This window comes from Actinomycetospora sp. (assembly GCF_055612215.1).
On sequence record NZ_JBVPVA010000945.1, the window covers coordinates 1 to 1,558 of the forward strand.

A 1,558-nucleotide genomic window follows, 5' to 3' on the forward strand; every position below is an offset into this window, starting at 1 on the left:
TCGTCGGCCCGCCGGGGCACCCAGCCGTGGGTGGTGTCCCAGGTCCGAGGCACGTATCCGGCCGTCTCCAGCCCGGCCACCACGCGGCCGACGCCCGTGCCGAACCGGGCCAGGTGACGGTCCTCGAGCTCGAGCATCAGCACCGGCCGGAAGGCGGCCAGCGTGCCGCGCGCGCCGGCCAGCAGGCGGGCCTCCGCCCCCTCGATGTCGACCTTGACGACGTCGAGGCGCCCGAGGCCGAGCGCCCCGACGAGGTCGTCGACGGTCGTCACCGCGACCGGCACGTCCTCGTGGCGCCCGAACTCGGCGTTCGACCCGAGCCCGCTCGCACCCGTCGTCAGGAATGCGCGGCCGTGGACCGGGAGCAGCCGGCGGCGGGGCAGGGCGAGCACCCCGCCGCCCGCGGCGTCCCCGAGCGCGACCCGGTGGACCGTGACGTTGCCGGCGCGCAGCAGCCGGCGGGTGGTGTCGACGAACGTCGAGGGCCCGGGCTGTGGCTCGACGGCGTGGACGTGCCCGGCGGGGCCGACGAGCCCCGCCAGCGCCCAGGTGTAGAGGCCGTACTCGGCGCCCACGTCGAGGCACACGGCGCCGGGCCCGACGTGCTCGGCCAGGCCCGCGACCTCGTCCTCGAGGAACCACGTCCGCGGCGCCGCGAAGCGCAGCAGACGGCTCAGCGGCCCGGCCGGCCCGATCCCGGCCCGCTCGTCGACCGCCTGCTCCACTGGCTGCCCCTCCACCGCCGCCCGGTGGTGCACCCGGCGCGCGCGGGGAGAGTAGTGGGCTGGCCCGCAGGCCCGAACGGCCGCCCGGGACCGGGCGTCGGACGACGGGTGGTTTCCCGTGGAACGACCCCGGCCGCCGGGATCAGACGTCGAGGAAGCGGACGTCCTTGGCGTTGCGGGTGATGAACGAGCGGCGCGACTCGACGTCCTCGCCCATGAGCACGCTGAACAGCTCGTCGGCCGTGGCGGCGTCGTCGAGGGTGACCTGCATCAGCATGCGGGTCGCCGGGTCCATCGTGGTCTCCCACAGCTCCTTGGCGTTCATCTCGCCGAGGCCCTTGTACCGCTGGACGCCGTCGTCCTTGTTGATCTTCTTGCCCGCCGCCCGGCCGGCCTCGAGGAGCCCGTCGCGCTCGCGGTCGGAGTAGGCGAACTCCGGCTCGGTGTTCCGGCCGCTCCACTTGATCTTGTAGAGCGGCGGGCACGCGAGGTAGACGTGGCCGTGCTCCACCAGTGGCCGCATGAAGCGGAAGAGCAGGGTGAGCAGCAGCGTCCGGATGTGCTGGCCGTCGACGTCGGCGTCGGCCATCAGCACGATCTTGTGGTACCGCAGCTTCGTGAGGTCGAACTCGTCGTGGATGCCGGTGCCGAGGGCGGTGATGATCGACTGGACCTCGTTGTTCTTGAGGACCCGGTCGATGCGCGCCTTCTCGACGTTGATGATCTTGCCGCGGATCGGCAGGATCGCCTGGAACATCGAGTCGCGCCCGGACTTCGCGGAGCCGCCCGCGGAGTCGCCCTCGACGATGTAGACCTCGGTGCGCGTGGCGTCG

2 protein-coding genes are annotated in these 1,558 nt (G+C 73.2%); both read right to left on the minus strand.

Annotation, left to right across the window (positions count from 1 at the left end; all coding sequences use genetic code 11):
- Positions 1–725 (minus strand): FkbM family methyltransferase (locus tag AC0CYZ_RS25805; protein ID WP_472220662.1); only part of this gene is annotated, 725 nt, incomplete at its 3' end.
- Positions 726–867: 142 nt separating this feature from the next.
- A partial coding sequence (locus tag AC0CYZ_RS25810) for a toprim domain-containing protein (RefSeq protein WP_472220664.1) occupies positions 868–1,558 on the minus strand: 691 nt, incomplete at its 5' end.